This window comes from Curtobacterium sp. MCLR17_055 (assembly GCF_003234305.1).
GTDB lineage: Bacteria > Actinomycetota > Actinomycetes > Actinomycetales > Microbacteriaceae > Curtobacterium > Curtobacterium flaccumfaciens.
In genome coordinates, this window is the sequence record NZ_QKSX01000021.1 from 32,116 (window position 1) to 47,922 (window position 15,807).

The window sequence follows — 15,807 nt, forward strand, 5'->3', positions numbered from 1 at the left end:
CCTGTCCGGAGCGCCGGGTCAGCGCTCCGAGAGGGCCACCGCCGTCGCCACCGCGAGCCCCCGTTCGTGTGCCAACGAGACCGCGATCGGGCCGCACCCGATCGACTCCGCCAGGGCCGCGGCCGCCCCGGACAGCTCGACCGTCGGGGCGCCGCCGGCGTCGAGCACGACGGCGACGTCCCGCAGCGGGATCGCCTGGTCCGGAGCCGGCCGGAGCAGCTTCACGACGGCCTCCTTGCCCGCGAACCGGGCAGCGAGGCGCTCCGGGTCGTCACCGGTGTCGGTGCGCTCCCGCAGGGTGAACACCCGGTCCAGGTACCGCTCGCCGTGCGCCGTCACGGCGTCGACGACGTCCTCGACCGCGGCGAGGTCGGTGCCGGTGCGGATGGTCATCACGAGGAGCAGGCTACGCACGAGTTCTCCACAGCGCATTCCCCGAGGGTCATGGGGCGCCGAGGGGGTTCGTATGATCGTCGCCAGGGACCACCGAGGGGGAACGATGGCATCACCGTGGACGGGCATCATCGAGGACGCGCGGCACTACCCGTCGCCGCACAACTCGCAACCGATCGTCGTGCGCGTCGAGGACGACCGCACCGCGACCGTGTTCTACGACCTGCGACGGGGGTTGCCGGCGGAGTCGTTCGGCATCCCGTTCGGCCACGTCTGCGCCGGGGTGTTCCTGGCCGGGCTCGACGTGGTGGCACGAGCGCACGGGTACACCGTGCAGGAACGGCTCGACCACGCCGAGATGGACTTCGGTCGGCTCGACGCCGGCGCGGACGACCGCCTGCACCGGCTGGGCACGGTGACGTTGCGTCCGCACGTGGTCACCGCGGACGACCGGGAGGCCCTGGCCGGCTTCCTCGCACGGCGCACCTCACGCAGGCCCTACGACGCAACGCTCGTCGACGCCACCGCGATCGAGGCCGCGTCCGCCATCGCGTCGGCGGCCGGGCAGCGCTTCCGCACCACCGACGACCGGGCCACCGTCGACGAGATCGTGCGCGTCAACCAGGAGACCCTGTTCGACGACCTGCAGCACGACGCCGTGCACGACGAGATCCTGCACTGGCTGCGGTTCTCGAAGCGACAGGCAGCGGCCACCGGCGACGGGCTGTCCGCCGAGACGATGCTCATGCCCGGCCCGGTGCTCCGGTTCGCCATGGAGCACCGCGGACTCTGGCAGGCCCCGGGCATCGGCGGGGTCTTCCGCAAGGTGTACCTGTCCACCATGCGGGGCGTCCGACAGCTCGCCTGGCTCGAGGGACCGTTCAGCACCCCGGCCGAGTACGTCGAGGCCGGACGGGTCTTCATGCGCATCTGGCTGGAGCTCTCCGCCCGCGGCATCGCCATGCACCCCTTCGGCACCGTCATCACCAACCCGCGGTCACACGCCGCGTTCGTCGAACGCGCGGGCGTCGACGAGTCCGACGGGCGGATGGCCTGGATGCTGTTCCGCTTCGGACACAGCGACCCACCACCCCTGGCACACCGCCGACCCGCAGCAGCGATGACCGTCGGGGGGACCCGGTGAAGCGCGCAGCGGTGTTCTCGGTGGTGTGGGTGGTCGAGACCTTCGTCGCACTGTTCATGCCCCGCGTCGGCACCCACAAGCTCCTGCTCACGCCCGGCATCGAGCCGCTCCGCTGGACCCTCGGACGCTGGCGCGCCTGGCGGACCGCGGAACGGGCTGCGAAGCGGGTCCCCGCGTACCGCGCGTTCCTGGCGGAGTCGGGACGGGCCTCCCGGCTCGACACCCGTGGCGGGATCGCCGCAGCGATCTCGGCGCTCCCCGAGATGGACAAGGACTCCTACGTCAAGCGCTGGAGCATCCCCGACCGCTGCATCGACGGACGCCTGCCCCGACGCGGCGTCGTCGTCGACGAGTCCAGCGGGTCGAGCGGCACCCCGACCAGCTGGGTGCGCGGCCCCGACGAACGCCAGGCCACCCGACAGCTGCTGCAGCTCGGGTTCTCCCGCACCGCGAAGGACCTGTCGAAGCAGCCCTTCGTGCTCAACGCCTTCTCGCTCGGGGCCTGGGCCACCGGGATGAACGTGACCGCCTCGCTCACCGAGTCGTCCATGATCAAGTCGATCGGCCCGGACCGCGACAAGATCGTGCAGACGATGCGCGAGTTCGGCACCGACTTCACCTACATCATCTGCAGCTACCCGCCGTTCCTGAAGGCCCTGTTCGAAGACGACCGGCTCGACTGGAGCCAGTACACGATCGTCGCCGCGTTCGGGGGTGAGGGCATCAGCGAGAACATGCGCGCCCACATCGAGCAGTACGCGCAGGCCGTGCTCGGCTCCTACGGGGCGAGCGACCTCGAGATCAACCTCGGCATCGAGACGCCGTTCAGCGTGCAGCTCCGCCGGGCGATCGCCGCCTCACCGGAACTCTCCGCCGCCCTCACCAAGCAGGGCGAGTACGGGGTGCTGCCGATGGTGTTCCAGTTCAACCCGTTCGGTTACCTGATCGAGACGAACGACCTCGGCGAACTCGTCGTGACCATCGCCCGCTCCGAGAACATCAGCCCCCGCATCCGCTACAACATCCACGACCGCGGACACGTCGTGCGGATGAAGGAACTGCGGTCCGTGCTGCGTGCGACGGGGCACGCGGCGCTCGCCGCCGAGGCCGAGCTCGACCTGCCGCTGCTGTTCCACTACGGCCGGTCCGACCTGTCCGTCGACTACAACGGGGCGGTCGTCGCACCCGACGTGGTGCGGGACGTCGTGTACGGCGACCCGGAGCTGCTCGAGGCCGTCGAGAACCACCGGCTGATCAGCTACGAGGACGACCGCGGTGACCGGCAGCTGCACATCGCGTTCCAGCTCGCCTCGGGTGCCGGCGGGTTCGACGCGGACGCCGCCCGGGGCGACGTGATCGCCGAGCTGCGGCGGTTGAACAAGGACTTCTCGAACGCGATCCGCACGGCGCCGCCCGGCACGCTGCCGACGGTGGCGTTCTACCCGTACCGGACGGGGCCGTTCCGCGAGGACGGCAAGAAGCTCAAGAACGAGTACGTGTGGCAGCTGCCGGCCGGGTCGGTCGAGCAGTGGGACCTCGACCTGTCGTGGGTCGCGGCGAAGGAGGCCTGAGTCGAGCCGGCTCCGGCGCTAGTCGTACTGCGGCGGCCAGTCGAAGGGCGCCGGCAGGTGCGGGACCTCGCCGACGGTCGTGACGACGAGGACGACCTGGCGCAGGTCCGTCAGCTCGATCGAGCGCGGGTTGCCGATCCTCCGGTGCCCGTCGACCCACACCGTCAGTTCGCCGCGCAGGCCACCGACGTGCTCCGGACCGAGCGAGACACCCCACTCGTCGAAGAACTGCCCGAGCGTGAACGTCTGCTCCGTCGGGGACTCGACGTGCACGATGCCCGAGGTGTCGTGCGTGTGGATCTCCGCGGCGAACTTCCGGTCGTCGGAGTGCCCGATGTTCGCCGGGACGGTCACCGGTTCGTCGCCGTCCAGGATCGTCAGGTGCGTGTGCACGTGCTCGGCCAGCCGTTCGCCCCAGACGTTCCGGAGCCCGGCGGACTCGGCGCGGGCCGTCAGGTCGGTCGGCCGTGGCCAGGGTGGAGCGTCGCGGGTGGTGACCGCTCCGGGTGCGGCGCACCCGGACAGCAGCAGGAGTGCGGCCACCGCGACCGCGACGCTCCGCAGGTTCACCAGCGGTCGTGGACGCTCGCGCGGAACCACGTGTCGTACAGGTCGTGCACGGTGGCGTCGAGGCCCTCGATCGGCGGCAGGTCGCCCGCTGCGGCGTTCGAGCGCGCCTGCTCCGGGTTGCGCGCGCCGGGGATCGCCGCGGTGACACCGTTCTGCGCGAGGATCCACGCGAGCGCCGCCTGCGGGACCGAGACGGCGTCCGGCAGGGACGCCGCGAAGGTCTGCGCAGCACGCACGCCGTCGTCGTAGTCGACGCCGCTGAAGGTCTCGCCCTGGTCGAAGGCCTCGCCGTGGCGGTTGTAGTTGCGGTGGTCGCCCTCGGCGAACGACGTGTCGGTCGTGTACTTGCCCGAGAGCAGCCCCGAGGCCAACGGGACGCGCGCCAGGATGCCGACCCCTGCCTCCCGGGCCGCCGGCAGCACGTGGTCGAGCGGCTTGAGCCGGAACGCGTTGAGGATGATCTGGACACTCGCGACGCCGGGCCGGGCGATCGCGGTGAGGGCCTGGTCGGCGGTCTCGACGCTGACGCCGTAGGCGGCGATGGAGCCGTCGGCGACCAGCGCGTCGAGGGCGTCGTAGACGGCGTCGTCCTCGTACACCGGGGTCGGTGGGCAGTGCAGCTGCACGAGGTCGAGGGTGTCCTGCCCGAGGTTCTTCCGCGAGCGGTCCACCCACTCACGGAAGTTCGCGGCGACGTAGTTCTCGGGGACCTGGTCGGCGCGACGGCCCATCTTCGTGGTGATCGTCAGCGGCACGTCGGGGTTCGCGGCACGCCACGCGCCGATGAGCTGCTCGCTGCGACCGTCGCCGTAGACGTCGGCGGTGTCGAACAGGGTGACGCCCGACTCGACGGAGGCGTCCATGACGGCGTTCGCGTCGGCTTCGGAGACGGGACCCCAGTCACCGCCGAACTGCCAGGTGCCGAGGCCGATGGGGGAGACGGAGCGGCCGGTGCGGCCGAGGGTGCGACTCTGCATGGGTCCGAGCGTAGTCAGACGCGCGCGGGCGGGGTTCAGCCGATCGTCGAGACGCCGCGGCGCAGGAGCGCTCGCGCTGCCCGGGCGCGGGGGATGACCCAGACGGCTGCCCACAGGGCCATCGCGCTCCACAGCAGGATGAGCATCGTCGTGATGAGCGTGCCGTGCTGATCGCGCATCGACCAGGTCATCGCGATCCACAGCACGCCGAGGACGACCTTGCCCCAGCCGGCGCCCTCGCGGTCGGCCTGGGCCTGCACGAGCGGGATCCACTGGTCCGCCTGCACACCCGTGGGCACCTGCCCGTCGGCGATCCACTCGCGGACGACGATCGACCGTTCGTAGCCGCCCTCGGCACGCCAGGCGCGGCGCTGCAGGACGACGGCGATCGCGGCACCGGCCACGGCGGTCGGGATGCCGGCCGAGACCAGGACGGTGGTGGTCGCCTCGGTCCACGAGGACAGGACCAGCATGACCAGGACGACGGCGAAGGCCGCGCCCGTCACACCGGCGCCGAGCAGGCGGAGCCGCCCGGCTTCGTCGAGGACACCGACTCCGACACCGTTCACGGGGGAGAGCGTACCTGCGGTGATCGGGGGCCGGGGGTGTTCGTCAGCCCAGTGCCAGCAACCAGCACATGCCGGCGGCGGCGAAGGCCATCGCCCAGCTCACCAGGCTGCCGATGAGGAAGTACTCGGCCTGGTACCCGGTCGTCTCGCGGCGGATCTCGGGGAACCGGACGATCCCCTTCGCGGCGATCAGCGCGGCCACGACGGGGAAGGCGCCGGCCAACGAGAACCCGGCGAGCAGCAGGCGCTCGATCGGGCCGATCATGCGGCCGCCCTTGAGGGTGACCGTGCGGTCTCCGGGTTGGTCGTCGTCTTCGTCCGACGCCCTGCCGGTGCGTCGTCGGCCGAAGCGTTTCGGTCGGCCGGCTGCTGCTGCTGCCGCCGCCGCTGTGCGCTGGGCGTCCGGGGAGAGTTCTGCTGGCAGTGCCTGGGCGACGACCACGTTGGCCGAGTCGACCAGGAACAGCGCCGATCCGATCCCAGCGACGATCGCGGCGAGCGGCACCGCGCCGACGAAGGACGGGCCGATGTCCCGGTGCCAGTCCACCACGAAGCCCGAGGGGTCGGCAGCCGGCGCCCAGAGCAGCAGCACGGCGACGGCGACCGCGAGCAGGACGGCCGGCCAGGACCCGGAGCGTCGGAGCCAGGGGAGTGCCCGATCGCGACCGCCTGGCGCGCCACCGGACCGCACCGGGATCGTCGTCGCGACCCACAGGGCTGCGAGGACGACCGTGACCAGCACCGACCAGACGGCGAGGCCGAGGCCGAGCACCGCCACGGCCGTCACGGCGGCCCAGAGCAGGACGATCACCGTGGCGGTCAGCCCGCGCCGTGGAGCCGCATCGGTCCCGGTCCGTGCGCGGACGACGTCGGCGAGCCCGACGAGGGTCAGGAGGACTCCGGCGAGCATCAGCGGCCCCCGTCCCCGAGGACACGCAGGCCCTCGACCAGGGCGGCGACGCCCGACTTCTGCACGGACTGGGACACCGCCGACGGGGTGATCCCCTCGTCCGCGGCGATCTGCGCCTGCGTGCGGCCCTGCACCAGTCCGAGTGCGATCCGGCGGGCGCGGGGTGCGAGCCGCGAGACGACGTGGTCGCGGCTGAGGAAGTAGGCGTTCACGAGTCGCTCCGTCGTTCCGTGGCGGTCGTCGGCGTCGTGGTACCAGGACCGCAGGAACGCGGTCCGGCCGTCCTCGCGCCGGTGGGTCTCGTTGATGGCGTCCCGAGCCGACCACCAGCCCGGGCCGTCCTGCAGAGGTCCGGTGCCGCCGGTGCCGATCGTCCGGACCTGCCCGCGGCCGATGCCGAGGCGGATCTGCACGGTCGGGGGGAGTGCGAGGGTCGCGGCCGTCGTGGCCAGCAGCGCGTCGGTGAGCGTGGCGTAGATGACCTGGAACTCGTCGCCGACCGTCGCGCGCAGGGGGTCGAGCGCGGTGACGCCCGGGGTACTGTCGAAGGCGTGCTCGACGTCCTGCTGGGCTGCGGAGCGGTCCTCGAGCGTGCGGGAGTCGACCAGGTCGACGATCACGGCGATCACGGGCTCGGGCTGCATGGGTTAAGCGTAGAGCTTCATATCGTCGAAAGTAAGCCTGGGGCTAAACCGATTGGGGTGGACACTCTCGCCAGCGCACGGGTCCGCGGCTGAAATGTCACCTTCTGGACGTCTGGCGTCGAACCTGCCAGCATGGGCGGACGCTGTCGGAGGGGGACGAGCAGATGGATGGTGCACGACCGGGGACGGGTGTCGCCAGGACGGGTTCGACCGAGACCGCGGTGCGGCGGCAGTACGGTCCACCACCCGTGCCGTCGATCGCGTGGAGCGGGGGCCGCGGGGTGCTCGCCCTCGTCGTGCCGTTCACGGCCGGGCTGCTGCTGGCCGGGGTGGTGCTCCTGCTCGGCGTGCCGGGCGGTCGCGTCGCCCTGGTGAACGGTGCGTTCGCGGCGCTCGACGGCGCCGGGGTACCCGTGGCCCTGCTCGCCGTGGGCACGGTCATCGCGGCGCTCGGGCTCGGTTTCGGGGTGACCGCAACCACCGTGGTCATGCTCGCGGCCACGGATGATGCGACCGCGGGGCCGCCCGACGCGTGGCGGTGGTCGGTCCACCACTGGCGGCTCGTCGTCGAGGCCGCTCTCGTCGCGTTGGTGGCGGTGGCGGCGGGGACAGCCACCGCCGTGTCGTGGCGGGCGGGTGTCTGGGGCGCCGTCGTGATCGTCGTGGTGCTGGCGGTCGGTGTCGTCATCGTGGCGCCGCTGCTGCTCGGGTGGGCGTTGCTCGTGGCCGGTGTGCCCCGTCGATCGGCCTTCCGTCGCGCCTGGGGATCTGGTCGGGTCATCGTCCGTGGTGGGCACGAGGCGACGGCGACGCCGCGTCGTGCGCTCGTCGGGGGAGCGACGCTGGTGACGGTGCTCGGGGTCGGTGTCCTGTTGTTGCTGCGTCTGTTGCCGCCGTCCGCGCTCCGGAGCAGCGTTGTCGTCGCGTGGTGCTGCGTCGTCGTGACCGGTCTGGTGCTGGTCATCGTCGCGATCGCGGTGCGTGGGGCCGCAACACGGAACGAAGGCGGTCGGCTTCGGTCACCGCTGGCGGTCGACCCGGCCGATCCGATGGCCCGGGGACGACGGGCGCGGCCTGGACTCGTCGGAGCGGGCGTGGTGCTCGTCCCGGCGGTGGTGTTCGCGGTGATCGTCTCGAGCAACCCGCTCGGCATGGTCCAGTACGACGTCGCGCAGGTCGATGCACGCGTCCTGCGGGGTGGCGACGTCGCGGACGTCAGTGGGCGTACTGCCGTCGTGAGCGCGCCGTACACGCCGCCGAGCAGTCTGCGGATGTGTCGGAAGGCATCGTGCGACGACGCCACCGAGATGCCCGGCCGGACACTCGGATCCGCGGTCGGCAGCGCGGGTGACGGCGGGCTGCTCACCGCCCAGTGGAAGGTGCGGTTCGACGGCGAGGAAGCGCAGCAGTACGAGCTCGAAGTCGTGCACTCCCGGGCGGACCAACTCGATGCGGCGCCGAAGTCGGACGGTGCCGCCTGGCCCGCGGGGAGACGGACGGACCAGCGCGACTCTGCCGACGAGGCACCGGCCGTCGATCGCCCGGAAGGGCACCACACCACGGTCGCCGCCGTCGACATCGTCGACGGAGACCGGGATCACGTCAGCCACTGGATGACGGACGTCGCAATCGCGGGTTCCGTCGACCGGCCGGTGGTGGCCGGGATCGCCCGCGGCGGCGAACCGGACGCGCGCTCGCACCTGGTCACCGTGTTCTGCGAGGACGTGGCATGTACGGACCACACGGTCCGGAAGGTTGCGCTGCCGTGGATGCCGCCGCTTGACCACCAGGGAGTGGACGTCGCCGTCGCCCCGGACGGCACGGCCGTGGTCTCGCTGGTGTCCGAGACCTACGAGGACTCGACCTTCTCCGCCCTGCGGCTGGTGTCGTCCGGTCCGGACGGCGGACAGCCCGTCGTCAGTGATCTGTCCGACGCGATCCCACCCGGGGCGCCCGTCAGACCGTGGGACGAGGCGTACGACGCACGGGTGGCGATCGGCGGCGACGGGAACCCGGTCGTGCTCGCGCGGTCGAACGGGATCGCGACCCAACGGCTGACGTTCTGCGCGGATGCGTCGTGCTCGTCTTCGTCGCACACGGACATCACGCCGAACGGGCCGACGAACCTGCTTCCGGCGTTCGTCATCGACCGATCGGGGCGGCCACTCGTCGCGGTCCGTGACGAGGAACGCGGCACTCTGGGACTGCTGTCGTGCCGTGATGCGCGGTGCACCAGCTCCGAGCAGACGACGATCGCCCGGTTCCCGCCGGTGCAGGACGAACGGTCGAGCACCAGCACGCTGGCGATCGGCCTCAGCGCCGACGACACCCCGATCGTGCTGTCCGGGGGCGTGTCGGAGGACCGGGACGAGGACGCGAAGGGACTCGTGATCCGCTGCGATCGACCCCGGTGCGGGGTGTCGTGACGTGCCCGCTCGGTTCGGCGACGATCGAGCGCTGACGCCCTAGGATCGTGGTGAGGGCCTTTAGCTCAGCTGGTAGAGCGCCACGTTTACACCGTGGATGTCGTCGGTTCGATCCCGGCAGGGCCCACTGAGCCACCGCTGGCAGGTCTCCCACCGGGACCGGCCAGCGATCCGTCAGTCGCCGAGGGGCCACAGCCATTCGGCTTCGAGGTCGCCTTCGACGAGTTCCGCGAGCTTGCCGAAGTAGTCCTGCATGTGCGGCTGCTGCACGTGGCGCGCGATGTCCGCCCCGGAGGACCACCGCTCGTAGAACGCGAACGCCCCGGGCTGCTCCTTCGTGGTGTGCACCGAGTACTGCTCGTAGCCGTGCTCGGACCGCACCGTGGGGATGATCGCGCGGATCGCGTCTTCGAGTGCCTGCTCCTTGCCGGCCCGGGCGCGGGCGAACCCGTAGACGGCCACCGGGGTCGTCGAGGCCAGGACGTCGGCGGGCATCAAGCCATCGGGGACGGTGTCTTCGGTCGTGCTCATGATGACTGCTTCCTTCGTGTCGTTGCCGTCCCGAACGAGTGCTCCGGACGTCGCCAACGCTAGGAGCGGTCAGTGGGACGTTCAATGCTCCTGAGGAGCAGGTTCATGTCCGCGAGGACCAACCGAAGCGGTTCCATGGTCCATCCGGAAAGACAGGCGTACGTTCGTCGAAGTGGACGTCCTCTCCGAAGTGCTCGACGTCTCCGGAGTCCGGGGAAGTGCCGGCGCCCGGATCGCGGCCGCCGGCGACTGGGGCGTGGAATGGGTCCGGGATCGCGACGCCGTCGTCTACGCGGTCACTGCCGGTGTCGCCTACCTGATGGTCGAGGGCGGTGCCCCGAGGCTCCTGACGACGGGCGACGTCGTCGTCCTGACCACCGGCGCCGCACATGCGCTCTCCAGCGCGCCCGGTGTCGACATCCACTCGTGCGACGTCGCGGCCGCGGACGAGGCACGCCGCAACGGTGGCCTCCTGCGTCTGGGTGACGGGGACGAGCAGACGCAGATCCTGGGCGCTTCGTACTCGCACGACCCCGCTGGATCCACACCGGTCTTCGCCCTGCTTCCTCCGGTGATCCACCTCCGGGCCCAGCAGCTCGACGCGAGCCTCTCAGACATCGTCCGGCTCATCGGACACGAACTCGCTCGTCCCGGCCTCGCGACCCACCTCGTCCTCGATCGTCTCGTCGACGTCCTCCTCGTCGCGATCCTGCGGACCTGGCTCGCCTCCTCGCCAGAACCCGGCGCCTCGTGGTGGGGAGTCCTCCGCGACCCGCTCCTGATGCGGGCTGTCACGAGGATCCACGAGGCTCCCGGTCACCCCTGGACGACCGAGGCGCTCGCACGTGACGTCGCAACGTCGAAGCAGACGCTGGTGCGCCGCTTCCGGACGTTCGCGGACACCACGCCGGGGGAGTACCTCACCCGCTGGAGGATGGACCTCGCAGCGCGTCGACTCCGTGACACCGACGACGGCCTCCAGAAGATCGCCGCCGACGTCGGGTACACCTCCGTCTACGCGTTCAGCCGAGCCTTCAGCCGCGATCGGTCGCTCCCGCCCGGGCGGTACCGAACGGTCGCCCGCGCAGGTGAGCGCCCCGATTGACGGGAGCACTACTCGCTGATCGTCGATGTGCTCGCCGCGCCCATGGAGAGCAGGATCAGCGCGCGCGCCGTTGCAGAGCCGGCCTCGCAGCCGTAGACGACCAGCTGCAGGCCGGGTGACCCCTCGACGATCACCGACCCCTCCGCCGCGGCCGCGATGGTCGACTACCGTGCCGAGTCGATCTCCGCCGACGCGATCGCCCGCGCCGTTTCCTACGCGGTGGCCGAGCGACCCGACGTCGACGTGAACGAGATCGTCGTGCGGCCTGCGGCCCAGCGTTGAGTTGCTTCGCAGCGTCGCAGCGAGCCGTCGGGCGCGGCTTGACGCGTTGCCGTCGCCCCGGGAGGGCCATGTCTCGATCGGCGATCGTCATCGAACGCGAGAGGCTCTGCGTGCCCGGTCGGCTGGGCAGGACCTCGACGATGCCGTCCGCGGGTACGAGGACCGGAGACCACCCGGGCCGCGTGAAGCTGAACGCTCGGTTACGTGCCTGACGACGCTGGTGTGATCGGTGCTCAGGGACGCCACTCGGTCAGCTGGAGCTCCGGGAAGGCAGCCAGCAGCGCGGTGGGATCGCCAGGAGTGACCGGGTTGGCGAGGAGGTCGTCGATCGCTGGCGGGAGATCGTCCCGCCGGGTCGTGGGAGTCGGGCCGCCGTGGGCGATGTCGACCCATTCCTGCATCGTGTGCTGCTGGGGCCCGACGAGGTCGAACACGCCACTCGGTGCACCGGGCCGGGTCGCGAGCAGGATCGCCGTGACGACGTCGTCGATGTGGATCGGACGGAAGACCTGGGAGCCGTCCCCGGCGATCGGGACCGGATCGCCGTCCGTGCCGCCACGCACCATCAAGTCGAACGGCTGGGGGTTGTCTCGGCCGCCGACGATCGCGCTGATGCGGAACACGGTGGCGTTCATCGGGGCGAGGATCTCTTCCGCCATGCCCTTGGCGCGCTCGTACCAGTTCTCGGCGGAGGAGTCCGCGCCGAGTTGGGAGAGGTAGACGATGCGGGTGCCTTCGCTGACCGAATCCGCGACCAGGCGGGTGGTCTCGACCGTGCCGGCGAGGTAGTCCTCCCAGTGCGGCGCGCCGAAGTTGCCGGCGAGGTGCGCAACGGCGTCGACCCGGCCGAGGGCGGTCTCGGCGGCAGTCGACGTCGTCCAGTCCGTGATCACCGCGGCGGCATCGACCCGGCCACTCCGGCGAACGAGCGCGATGGCGTCTCCGTGCAGTTCGGCGAGCATCTGCTGACCGGTGCGACTGTTCGCGCCGGTGATGGCGAGGCGAGGGCGATTCATGTGCGATGTCATCATGTGCTACAGCATATGCCTATTGTGGGAGGATCGGGGGATGGATGACCTCGAACGACTGGGATTGCTGACGAAGGCTGTCTCGCGGGAGTCGGACAGGCGCCTGACCGAGCTCCTCAAGCCGCTCGGCGTGACGCCCAGCCAGGCGGAAGTGCTGCAACTCCTCGACCTGTACGGACCGATGTCGTTGGGAGAGCTCGGCGGGCTGGTGCTCTTCGAAGGCGGGCACCCGAGCAGGCTCGTCGACCGCATGGTCACGGCGGGGATGGTCGATCGCCAGGAGAGTGCGGATGATCGGCGCCGGATCCAGCTCAGCTGCACGCCTGCGGGACGGCAGCTCGCCGCGGCGGCCACGGCGGCGAAGGAACAGTTTCGAGTCTGGCTCCGTGCGCAGCTGGAAGGTGTCGAACTCACACCGGCCTTGGACGCCCTCGCAGCCGTCATCGTCGGTACGTCGATGCAGGACACGGTGTCGTCGCGTGCAGCACGTTCGCTCGTCCGTTCCGACAGCACCCAGACCTGATGCAGGCACGAGCAGTCACTGTCTCGACGGGGTCGTGGCGATGCTGGTGGGGACGCGTGGGGAGCTGATGCCAGCGCGTGGCGCGCGGTTCCTGAGGCCGTGCAGCAGGAGCCGGCGCGCCGGGACCTCGACCGCGTCGTGCAGGACGGTCGCGACAGCCAGCGCGATCACCAACGCGAGCAGGGTCAGGATGGCACTCGTGACGCCTCCGACGGTGCCGTGGGGTCGGAAGCGCAGCACGACGTCGATCGTCAGGAGATGGACGAGGTAGAACGCGAACGACCTGCTCCCCAGGTGCACCAGCAGCGGAGACGACAGGCCGGTGGAGCGTCCTTCGGCGTCCGCCCTGGCGAGCGCGGGCAGGAGCAGGGAGAACCCCACGACCGTGCAGCCGGTCAGCGCGAAGCCCGAGGTGGGATGCAGGTCTGCGGCGAGGAGTCCTGCGACCGTCAGCAGGACGGGGACCGTGAGTCGTGGTCCACGCCAGGCCCCCGAGCGCACCAGGGCAGCGGTCAGGACGCCGAGCAGGAACTCGGGAAACCGTGCCGGGGGCCAGCTCGCCGGGACGGGAGAACCCGGGAGGTGCGGCACGAGCACCGGTGCGACCAGGACGAGGACGGCTGCGAGCACGGCGAGTGCCGCGAGCACGGCAGGGTGGGCGCGTCGGAGCAGCCGGATGAGGAACGGGAACGTCAGGTAGAAGAACGCTTCGCAGGCCAGGGACCACGACACCGGGTTCCCGGCTTGCCACCACGGGGCGTGCCAGGCGTTGACGAGCAGGACGTTCGCCACGAGGGCTGCCGGCGACGTCGTCCGGATGCTCGGCATCAGTGTCGCTCCCACGACGATCGCGGCGAGGACGGCGACCAGGTGCAGCGGCCAGATCCGCGCGGCACGGCGGTACCAGAAGTGCAGTGCTGCTCGCAGCGGTCCTGCGCTGTCCCCGTCCGTGCGGTCCGACCAGGCCAACACGAAGCCGGAGAGCATGAAGAACAGCGAGACGCCGGTGTCGCCGCTGCCGACCACGGCGCTCAGAGTCGTCTGCGCGTTCCCGTCGAAGTACCCGAGGTTCCGCACGTGGTAGGCGAAGACCCCGAACGCAGCGACCCAGCGCAGGCCGGTCAACGACGGCAGGACAGGGGTCTCGAGCGCGGGGTCGGTTCTGGACATGCCCTCATCGGAACAGTCGGCACGTCAGCCGAGCGTCTGGTCGAGCGCATACGCTCCGCATACATCCGATCTGCTGTGCTGACCGGGTCCGGATCGGCCGGGGCAGCGAGGAGCGACGTGCGGGTACTGGTGGTGGAGGACGAGCCGTTCCTGGCGGAGGCGATCCGCGCGGGCCTGCGGCTCGAAGCGATCGCCGCCGACACGGTGGGCGACGGCTTCGCCGCGCTCGATCTGCTGGCCGTCCACGCGTACGACGTGGTCGTGCTCGACCGGGACATCCCCGGTCTGCACGGCGACGAGGTCTGTGCCCGGATCGTTGGTGATCCGGAAGCGCCGAGCGTCCTCATGTTGACCGCGTCGACGACACTCGCGGAGCGGGTTCACGGCCTCCAGCTCGGGGCCGACGACTACCTGGGCAAGCCCTTCGACTTCGAGGAGCTCGTGGCACGGCTCCGCGCGCTCAACCGGCGAGCGCGTCGCGCGGTCGCGCCGGTCCTCGAGACGGCTGGCCTCCGGCTCGACCCCTTCCGACGTGAGGCCTACCGCGATGGACGCTACCTGCGCCTGGGGCGGAAGGAGTTCGCGGTCCTCGAGGTCCTGCTGCGTGCGGACGGTGGCGTCGTGAGTGCCGAGCAGCTGCTCGAGCAGGTGTGGGACGAGCACGCTGACCCCTTCACCAACGCGGTCCGGCTGACCATCTCCACGCTGCGCAAGAAGCTCGGCAGTCCCGATGCCATCCGGACGCTGCCCGGTGTCGGGTACGCGGTGGCACAGGGGCCTGTGCGCGAGGGTGACGGAGCATGAGGATCCCTGCGCTACACCGTCTGTCGATCCGGACGCGGCTCACCCTGACCTACACGGCCCTGATCCTGCTCACCGGCGCCGTCATGCTCGCGGTCGTCTTCGCAGTCCTCGCCATCGTCCCCGGCTACGCGTTCACGGCAGGCCCGTTCCCCTACGGGTCGACGCACGACGTGTACGAGATCACCGGCCGCGACGACGTCCTCCGCCTCTTCGTCATCGTCTCGGTCCCGGCGCTGCTCGTGGTCGGGGGCATCGGTGGTGTCGTCAGCTGGCTCGTCGCGGGCAGACTCCTCCGCCCGCTGCGCGACATCATCACGACCGCCGACCGGCTCGGTGCCGGGACGATGGACGCCCGAGTGGACGTCTCTGGTCCACCGGACGAGATCCGCGACGTCGGTGCGACGCTGAACCGGATGCTCGGCCGCCTGGAGACCGCCTTCGTCAGTCGGTCGCGGTTCGCGGCGAACGCCTCGCACGAACTGCGGACCCCGCTCGCCACGATGAAGACGATGCTCCAGGTCGCCCTCCGCACACCCGACGGTCCGGACCGGACGCAGACCCTCGAACGACTGCTCGTCACCACGGACCAGATGATCCGGATGACGACGGCGCTGCTCGACCTGGCACGGGGGGACGAGCCCATCGACGCCCGCCCGGTGTCGCTCCGCGACGAGGTCGCGGCCGCGCTGCTGGCAGTGGACGCGGAACGCCTCGCCCGGCGGATCGTCGTGTCGGTCCAACTCGACGACGTCGTTGTGCTGGGCAACCGACCGCTGCTCGGGCAACTCGTCGGCAACCTGATCCGCAATGCCGTGGTCCACAACGTCTCCGGCGGGAGCCTGCGGGTGGTGCTCGACGATCGGTCGTCCGAGCTCCGGGTCGAGAACGACGGCGAGGTGATCCCGGCCGACGAGGCGCACGAGTTGACGGAGCCGTTCCGACGACGCCACCGCACGCGGACCAACGGGAGCGGGCACGGACTCGGCCTGCCGCTCGTGGCGATGATCGCGACCGTGCACGGTGCGGAGCTGACCCTGACGCCGCGCGCTGCCGGCGGGTTGACCGCTTCGGCGCGCTTCCCGGAACGGCAGCCACCAGATCCGGAAAGATCCAACCGATCGTCGCCCCGGATCCTCGGCGATCACCCTGGCGTCCGGTAG

The 15,807-nt window shown here is 70.9% G+C and carries 18 protein-coding genes and 1 tRNA gene; 9 read left to right on the forward strand and 10 right to left on the reverse strand.

Annotated elements, in window-relative coordinates; all coding sequences use genetic code 11:
• Positions 1–18: 18 nt before the first annotated feature.
• Positions 19–393: a holo-ACP synthase gene (locus tag DEJ09_RS15920; protein WP_171907809.1), complete on the reverse strand. Its 375-nt coding sequence runs from the start codon at positions 391–393 to the stop codon at positions 19–21.
• Between the two features lie 106 nt (positions 394–499).
• Here DEJ09_RS15920 and DEJ09_RS15925 point away from each other — a divergent pair, with 106 nt between their 5' ends.
• Positions 500–1,537, forward strand: coding sequence for a hypothetical protein (locus DEJ09_RS15925; RefSeq protein WP_111089223.1), 1,038 nt, complete (start codon positions 500–502; stop codon positions 1,535–1,537).
• Positions 1,534–3,108, forward strand: coding sequence for a phenylacetate--CoA ligase family protein (locus DEJ09_RS15930; protein WP_258373928.1), 1,575 nt, complete (start codon positions 1,534–1,536; stop codon positions 3,106–3,108). The genes DEJ09_RS15925 and DEJ09_RS15930 overlap by 4 nt, the downstream gene beginning before the upstream one ends.
• A gap of 18 nt (positions 3,109–3,126) precedes the next feature.
• On the opposite strand, the gene DEJ09_RS15935 is transcribed toward DEJ09_RS15930, so the two are convergent.
• Genes DEJ09_RS15935 through DEJ09_RS15955 form a run of 5 tightly spaced genes read right to left on the reverse strand, consistent with a single transcriptional unit; the run spans position 3,127 to position 6,778 of the window.
• Complete coding sequence (locus DEJ09_RS15935; protein ID WP_111089192.1) at positions 3,127–3,678, reverse strand: hypothetical protein; 552 nt, start codon at positions 3,676–3,678, stop codon at positions 3,127–3,129.
• Entirely contained in the window at positions 3,675–4,655 is a 981-nt protein-coding gene (locus DEJ09_RS15940; RefSeq protein ID WP_111089193.1) for an aldo/keto reductase, read from the reverse strand. Before DEJ09_RS15940 ends, DEJ09_RS15935 begins: the two co-directional genes overlap by 4 nt.
• 35 nt (positions 4,656–4,690) lie before the next feature.
• The gene (locus DEJ09_RS15945; protein WP_111089194.1) at positions 4,691–5,224 is read right to left on the reverse strand and encodes a hypothetical protein; all 534 of its coding nucleotides are present in this window, start codon (positions 5,222–5,224) and stop codon (positions 4,691–4,693) included.
• 43 nt (positions 5,225–5,267) lie between these two features.
• On the reverse strand, positions 5,268–6,134 hold the full coding sequence (locus DEJ09_RS15950; RefSeq protein WP_111089195.1) for a hypothetical protein: 867 nt from the start codon (positions 6,132–6,134) through the stop codon (positions 5,268–5,270).
• A complete protein-coding gene (locus DEJ09_RS15955; protein ID WP_111089196.1) occupies positions 6,134–6,778 on the reverse strand; it encodes a SatD family protein in 645 nt (214 codons plus the stop codon). Before DEJ09_RS15955 ends, DEJ09_RS15950 begins: the two co-directional genes overlap by 1 nt.
• A gap of 248 nt (positions 6,779–7,026) precedes the next feature.
• On the opposite strand from DEJ09_RS15955, the gene DEJ09_RS15960 reads away from it, so the two are divergent.
• The gene (locus tag DEJ09_RS15960) at positions 7,027–9,204 is read left to right on the forward strand and encodes a hypothetical protein (RefSeq protein ID WP_111089197.1); all 2,178 of its coding nucleotides are present in this window, start codon (positions 7,027–7,029) and stop codon (positions 9,202–9,204) included.
• A 54-nt stretch (positions 9,205–9,258) separates the two neighbouring features.
• Positions 9,259–9,331 (forward strand) — tRNA-Val (locus DEJ09_RS15965).
• A gap of 47 nt (positions 9,332–9,378) precedes the next feature.
• On the opposite strand, the gene DEJ09_RS15970 is transcribed toward DEJ09_RS15965, so the two are convergent.
• Entirely contained in the window at positions 9,379–9,735 is a 357-nt protein-coding gene (locus tag DEJ09_RS15970; protein WP_111030246.1) for a putative quinol monooxygenase, read from the reverse strand.
• Positions 9,736–9,907: 172 nt separating this feature from the next.
• Here DEJ09_RS15970 and DEJ09_RS15975 point away from each other — a divergent pair, with 172 nt between their 5' ends.
• A complete protein-coding gene (locus DEJ09_RS15975; protein ID WP_111089198.1) occupies positions 9,908–10,840 on the forward strand; it encodes an AraC family transcriptional regulator in 933 nt (310 codons plus the stop codon).
• An 8-nt stretch (positions 10,841–10,848) separates the two neighbouring features.
• Here the strand turns inward: DEJ09_RS15975 and DEJ09_RS18435 are convergent, their stop codons facing one another.
• Positions 10,849–10,974 carry a hypothetical protein gene (locus DEJ09_RS18435; RefSeq protein ID WP_258370575.1) on the reverse strand — a complete coding sequence of 42 codons (126 nt, stop codon included), beginning with the start codon at positions 10,972–10,974 and terminating at the stop codon, positions 10,849–10,851.
• Positions 10,975–10,996: 22 nt separating this feature from the next.
• Between DEJ09_RS18435 and DEJ09_RS18440 the strand changes: the two genes are divergently transcribed.
• Positions 10,997–11,122 (forward strand): hypothetical protein, encoded by a 126-nt coding sequence (locus tag DEJ09_RS18440; protein WP_258370574.1) that lies wholly within the window; start codon positions 10,997–10,999, stop codon positions 11,120–11,122.
• Positions 11,123–11,355: 233 nt separating this feature from the next.
• Here the strand turns inward: DEJ09_RS18440 and DEJ09_RS15985 are convergent, their stop codons facing one another.
• The gene (locus DEJ09_RS15985) at positions 11,356–12,138 is read right to left on the reverse strand and encodes an NAD(P)-dependent oxidoreductase (protein ID WP_181433386.1); all 783 of its coding nucleotides are present in this window, start codon (positions 12,136–12,138) and stop codon (positions 11,356–11,358) included.
• 52 nt (positions 12,139–12,190) lie between these two features.
• Here DEJ09_RS15985 and DEJ09_RS15990 point away from each other — a divergent pair, with 52 nt between their 5' ends.
• Positions 12,191–12,673 (forward strand): MarR family winged helix-turn-helix transcriptional regulator, encoded by a 483-nt coding sequence (locus DEJ09_RS15990; protein WP_181433387.1) that lies wholly within the window; start codon positions 12,191–12,193, stop codon positions 12,671–12,673.
• A gap of 15 nt (positions 12,674–12,688) precedes the next feature.
• Here the strand turns inward: DEJ09_RS15990 and DEJ09_RS15995 are convergent, their stop codons facing one another.
• Positions 12,689–13,843 carry an acyltransferase gene (locus DEJ09_RS15995; RefSeq protein ID WP_111089200.1) on the reverse strand — a complete coding sequence of 385 codons (1,155 nt, stop codon included), beginning with the start codon at positions 13,841–13,843 and terminating at the stop codon, positions 12,689–12,691.
• Between the two features lie 117 nt (positions 13,844–13,960).
• Here DEJ09_RS15995 and DEJ09_RS16000 point away from each other — a divergent pair, with 117 nt between their 5' ends.
• Complete coding sequence (locus tag DEJ09_RS16000; protein WP_181433388.1) at positions 13,961–14,647, forward strand: response regulator transcription factor; 687 nt, start codon at positions 13,961–13,963, stop codon at positions 14,645–14,647.
• Entirely contained in the window at positions 14,644–15,807 is a 1,164-nt protein-coding gene (locus DEJ09_RS16005) for a HAMP domain-containing sensor histidine kinase (protein ID WP_111089202.1), read from the forward strand. The genes DEJ09_RS16000 and DEJ09_RS16005 overlap by 4 nt, the downstream gene beginning before the upstream one ends.

Coding starts and splice junctions, on each gene's coding strand:
- DEJ09_RS15985 (WP_181433386.1), bottom strand. CDS start 12,138: ATGAATCGCCCTCGCCTCGCCATCACCGGCGCGAACAGTCGCACCGGT.
- DEJ09_RS15950 (WP_111089195.1), bottom strand. CDS start 6,134: ATGCTCGCCGGAGTCCTCCTGACCCTCGTCGGGCTCGCCGACGTCGTC.
- DEJ09_RS15995 (WP_111089200.1), bottom strand. CDS start 13,843: ATGTCCAGAACCGACCCCGCGCTCGAGACCCCTGTCCTGCCGTCGTTG.
- DEJ09_RS15955 (WP_111089196.1), bottom strand. CDS start 6,778: ATGCAGCCCGAGCCCGTGATCGCCGTGATCGTCGACCTGGTCGACTCC.
- DEJ09_RS16005 (WP_111089202.1), top strand. CDS start 14,644: ATGAGGATCCCTGCGCTACACCGTCTGTCGATCCGGACGCGGCTCACC.
- DEJ09_RS15940 (WP_111089193.1), bottom strand. CDS start 4,655: ATGCAGAGTCGCACCCTCGGCCGCACCGGCCGCTCCGTCTCCCCCATC.
- DEJ09_RS15920 (WP_171907809.1), bottom strand. CDS start 393: ATGACCATCCGCACCGGCACCGACCTCGCCGCGGTCGAGGACGTCGTC.
- DEJ09_RS15925 (WP_111089223.1), top strand. CDS start 500: ATGGCATCACCGTGGACGGGCATCATCGAGGACGCGCGGCACTACCCG.
- DEJ09_RS15970 (WP_111030246.1), bottom strand. CDS start 9,735: ATGAGCACGACCGAAGACACCGTCCCCGATGGCTTGATGCCCGCCGAC.
- DEJ09_RS18440 (WP_258370574.1), top strand. CDS start 10,997: ATGGTCGACTACCGTGCCGAGTCGATCTCCGCCGACGCGATCGCCCGC.
- DEJ09_RS15990 (WP_181433387.1), top strand. CDS start 12,191: ATGGATGACCTCGAACGACTGGGATTGCTGACGAAGGCTGTCTCGCGG.